The sequence below is a fragment of the Subdoligranulum sp. APC924/74 genome (assembly GCF_003324125.1).
Lineage (GTDB): Bacteria > Bacillota > Clostridia > Oscillospirales > Ruminococcaceae > Gemmiger > Gemmiger qucibialis.
Genome location: NZ_PSQF01000149.1, coordinates 1 through 4,724, shown reverse-complemented (window position 1 = coordinate 4,724; position 4,724 = coordinate 1). Strand labels below are relative to the sequence as shown.

General features: G+C 56.2%; 4 protein-coding genes and 1 pseudogene. 2 read left to right on the top strand and 3 right to left on the bottom strand.

What is annotated here, in order from left to right; genetic code table 11:
• The first annotated feature begins 162 nt into the window (after positions 1-162).
• Complete coding sequence (locus C4885_RS15510) at positions 163-1,485, top strand: pyrimidine-nucleoside phosphorylase (protein WP_114001201.1); 1,323 nt, start codon at positions 163-165, stop codon at positions 1,483-1,485.
• A gap of 443 nt (positions 1,486-1,928) precedes the next feature.
• Here the strand turns inward: C4885_RS15510 and C4885_RS15505 are convergent, their stop codons facing one another.
• Entirely contained in the window at positions 1,929-2,327 is a 399-nt protein-coding gene (locus C4885_RS15505) for a hypothetical protein (RefSeq protein WP_114001200.1), read from the bottom strand.
• A 268-nt stretch (positions 2,328-2,595) separates the two neighbouring features.
• Here C4885_RS15505 and C4885_RS15500 point away from each other — a divergent pair.
• Positions 2,596-2,775 (top strand): annotated as a pseudogene (locus C4885_RS15500) (helix-turn-helix transcriptional regulator); the annotation flags it as partial.
• Positions 2,776-2,804: 29 nt separating this feature from the next.
• On the opposite strand, the gene C4885_RS15495 reads toward C4885_RS15500, so the two are convergent.
• Complete coding sequence (locus C4885_RS15495) at positions 2,805-3,947, bottom strand: cell wall metabolism sensor histidine kinase WalK (protein WP_114001198.1); 1,143 nt, start codon at positions 3,945-3,947, stop codon at positions 2,805-2,807.
• Positions 3,944-4,621: a response regulator transcription factor gene (locus C4885_RS15490; RefSeq protein ID WP_114001197.1), complete on the bottom strand. Its 678-nt coding sequence runs from the start codon at positions 4,619-4,621 to the stop codon at positions 3,944-3,946. Before C4885_RS15490 ends, C4885_RS15495 begins: the two co-directional genes overlap by 4 nt.
• Positions 4,622-4,724 lie beyond the last annotated feature (103 nt).

Genomic DNA, 4,724 nt, shown 5'->3' with positions numbered 1-4,724 from the left:
TATTATCTGCGCTTTTGGCTTAGCAGCTGCCGCACCTCGCTCGCCGTATCGGCACTTAGAATTATGCGGTATTGCCTCAGCAATTCAGCCGACAGGATAAAACCCTGCCAGCTGCTTTCGCCTTATTTTTCAGGCGCACATAAAAAGATAGGAGAACCCCAAATGCGTATGTATGATATCATCGCCAAAAAGCGCGATGGCGGAACCCTGACGCGGGCAGAGATTGCCTTTGCCGTCAACGGTTATGTGGATGGCAGTGTGCCGGATTACCAGATGTCCGCCCTGCTGATGGCAATTTACCTGCGCGGCATGACCGATGCCGAAACGGCTGAACTGACTGATGTGATGGCACATTCCGGCGATATGGTGGATCTTTCCGCCATTCAGGGCATCAAAGCAGATAAACACTCTACCGGCGGCGTGGGGGATAAAACCACCCTGGTTATTGCCCCCATTGTGGCAGCCTGCGGCGTAAAAATTGCCAAAATGAGCGGCCGCGGCCTGGGCCATACCGGCGGCACCATTGATAAGATGGAGTCCGTCCCCGGCACCCGCACCTCACTGACGCAGGAAGAATTCTTTAAGCAGGTCAATGAGATCGGTATCTCAGTCATTGGCCAGAGCGGCAAAATTGCGGTGGCGGATAAAAAGCTGTACGCCCTGCGGGATGTTACGGCAACGGTAGGCTGCATTCCGCTGATTGCTTCCTCTATCATGAGCAAAAAGCTGGCGGCTGGTTCGGATGCGATCCTGCTGGATGTTACAATGGGCAGCGGTGCGTTCATGAAGAACCTGGACGAAGCCGTGGAGCTTGCCCGCTTGATGGTTTCCATCGGCACGGCACATGGCCGCAAAGTGGCAGCCCTGATTACCGATATGGACACCCCGCTGGGCCATAACATCGGCAACTCGCTGGAAGTGGCTGAGAGCATGGCCGTGCTGCAGGGCAAAGGCCCGGCGGATTTGACCGAAGTCTGCCTGCAGCTGGCCTCCAATATGCTGTATCTGGCGGGTAAGGGGGAGATGGCCGCCTGCCGCGCCATGGCGGAACAGGTGATTGCCGATGGTTCCGCCTTTGAGATTTGCTGCAAAATGTTTGCAGCCCAGGGCGGGGACACCAGCGTTCTGCGGGATGCCTCGCTTTTCCGCAAGGCCAAATATGCCCACGATATCTGTGCCCCGGCGGATGGCTACATCGTGCAGAACGATGTGGAGCGTATCGGCAACGCCAGCGTGCTGCTGGGTGCAGGCCGCATTAAAAAAGAGGACAGCATCGATTTTGCTGCCGGTATCATCATGCACAAAAAGCTGGGCGATGCCGTCAAGGCAGGGGAGCCGATCTGCACCCTGTATGCGGATGATGACACCCTGTTTGCCGCAGCGGAAGAAATGTATGTTGGCGGCCTGACCATCGGTGCCGAAAAGCCGGAAGTTCCGCCGCTGATCTATGCCCGCGTGACCAGCGAGGGTGTGGAGCGCTTTTAATTTGCTAAAGAATGACAGCGCAGAACCCCACCGCTGAATAATCGAATAGATAAAAATTGCCCCCGGATGTGCCGCTTTGCGCGGTACGCCGGGGGCAATTTCGCTTGCTGATAAATGTGAATAGAATAAAAGGGTGCGCAGGAACGCCCACGCGTCTTAGGGCAACACCGCACAATTCCCGCCTTGCGGCTTAAGCACCGCTCCGGCAGCTGCGGCACGGCATCTGCGTTGCCAAAATGCTCGATAATGTCGGGTTGCGGTACCCGCATCGTGCTTCGGGGGCAAAAGCCCTCGCACTCTGCGACCGCTGCCCCTGCTTCGGTTCGCTGTTTCCGCCACTGGCGGCGCTCACCTTTGCAGCATCCAGTATTATCTGCGCTTTTGGCTTAGCATCTGCCGCACCTCGTTCGCCGTATCGGCACTTAGAATTATGCGGTATTGCCTTAGTGTTTTTTCAGCTTGCGGCGCAGCAGAAAAACTTTGAAACGGCCATATCCGTTGGGCTTGTCCTCGTCAAACTCTTCGGTTTTTACATAGCGCTTGCGCTGGTTGTCCACCTGCAGGGCAGTACCGTTTTCCTGTACATCGGTAATCACACGGGGAATCGCTTTCTGGTCTACCTCAAACTCCGGCTCCTTCACCCACAAAATCTTGCCGGTTTCGTCCAGCCCGTTGGCCCACAGGCTGAACACCAGGCAGGCTGCCTCGCCATAGCAATAGCGCTCAAACCGAATGCGCCCGTCAATGTAAAACAGCAGACAGTCCCGAAAATGGGTTTCCAGTTCTTTTTCGTACCGGCATCCGCAAAGGGTGCCCGCAAAGTCAACGGCGTTTGCAGCCATGGCAACAGCCCTCCTGATATATGTTTGATTGAATAACAAGATTATACCATGCCAGATAGCATACTTTCAACGTAGAGAAAAATAAAATGCGACAGCGAAAGCGGTACTGTGTAGAATTTCTCGCCCGAACTTCCGCCGAAACCATCGCTGTCGGTACTTGAACCACTCGAGCTGTCGTCCTTGACGGGGGCGCACTTTTCGGTCTCGGTGGTGTGGGTGCAGGTGTCCTCCACCACAGACAGAGCATCGGTACGATCTTACCCCCGCCGAGATGCGCGTGCTGCGCCTGTTGGTGCGCGGGCTTTCCTACAGCGGGAGCGCCAAGGCGCTTTGTGTGGAGCATTCAACCGTAAAATATCATGTCATCAATATGCTGCAAAAGACCGGGCTGGAAAACAAGCTGCAGCCTGCCATCGCCGCCAGTGAGGCAAAGCCGGTGGTAGAATAGGCAGAGAAATAAGGCACTGCAGACGGCTGTCAAGCTTGTATCGGCAGGGTGACTGTGAAAACCGTCCCATGCCCATCAGCCGGTTCAGCTGTAACGGTGCCGCCATGCAGCAGGGCAATCTCCCGTACAAGCGCAAGCCCAAGGCCTACGCCGCCCATCTCCCGGCTTCTGGATTTATCTACCCGGAAAAAGGGCTGGAACACACTTGTCCGATACTCCTCAGGGATGCCGCAGCCTGTGTCTGCAACACGCAGCACAGCGCTGCTTTTCTTTTGCCGGATCGTGATATGCACAGAACCGCCGGGGGTATTGTATTTAATGCCGTTTTCAACCAAATTAAAGAGCAGGCGGTAGATCAGGGTGTCGCTGCCCTTGATGCTGACATCCTCACATTCCTGAAAGAGGGTGATGCTCCGGCGCTGTGCCAGCGGGGTCAGGTCAGCCACGATCTCATCGGCCAACGGGGCCAGCTCGATATGATCCTCGCGCGGGATCGACTGCAGATCGCTCATTTCCAGCAGTGTGCGGACAAGGCTTACTAGGCGGGACACCTGATCCGTCTGAAAGCGTAGCAGGTCGGTGATCTCGCTGTCGGCGTCGGGGTGTTCTTCAGCGAACATTTCCAGCTTTGCCTGCATGATGGCCAGCGGTGTTTTCAGCTCATGGGCGGCATTGCCGGCAAACTGACGCTGCAGGTCAAAGGAATGCGCCAGCCGGTCCAGCATGTGGTTGACAGACTGGCTCAAGTCGCGAAATTCCGGAATCGTGTTTTCCTCTAAGCGAACCTCCACAAGGCTGTCCTGATCAATGCGTTCGGCCTGCTGTGCAAGCTTTTTCAAGGGCTCCAGAGCCTTGCCGCTGACAAAATAGGCAATCGCCGCGCTCAGCAGCGTTACTGCTGCTGTGATGCACCAGCCCTTGCGGCCGAAAACAGCCTTGGCATCGTAGACCTCCTGCGAAAACTGTACAAGAAAATCCGACATCTGGTCGTCCGGGATTTCAATCATCAGGTTTTCATCATCATTCTGCTGGTATTGCAGGACATACCCGTTCAGGTTGTCCATACCAGTGGCACCAGAGCGGTAGAGCAGCAGATTCAGGCAGATGCAGGCCCCTGCAATCAGTACGGCGGTCATCAGCGTGATCCGCCACTGAAAAGATATGCGGTTCATGGTTCGTTTTCCTCCAACTCATACCCCTCACCGATGCGGTTTCGGATGGGGTCGTACCCCAGTGCGGTGCGCAGCTTTTTTCTCAGTGCAGAGATATGCACGCGAATCGAGTTGCTGAACGCATCGACACTGCTGTCCCAGACATGCTCAATCAGCTCCTCCTGACTGACAGGGCGTCCCTGATGCAGCAGCAGATATTCCAGCACGCCGCTTTCCTTACGGGTCAGCGGAATGGGCTGGCCATCCGCCATGGCAAGGCGGCTCTTGGTGTCGAAGGTCAGCCGCCCGCACCGCAGGCATACATCGCGCTGGATAAACTGCCGCCGGGTCAGGCTGCGCACACGGGCCTCCAGCTCAGCCAGGTGGAACGGCTTGGCCAGATAATCATTGGCACCCGCGTCCAGCCCCTCCACCTTGTCGGAAATTTCGCTGCGGGCGGACAGAATTAGTACCGGCGTTTCAAGGTCGGTCTTGCGCAGCGTGCGCAGAACGGTCATGCCGTTTACCTTCGGCAGATTGAGATCAAGCAGGACAAGATCGTACCGCTCTGCTGCAAGCAGCTCGAGCGCGGTCTCTCCGTCACCGCAGTCATCCATTTCGTAGCCGGAACGGCGCAGTTTTTTAGCCACGCTTTCCCGCAGAGTAGGTTCATCCTCTATCAACAAAAGGCGCATAAGCGATCATCTCCCGCATTTATAAGGGCAACACCGCACAATTCCCGCCTTGCGGCTTAAGCACCGCTCCGGCAGCTGCGGCACGGCATCTGCGTTGCCAAAA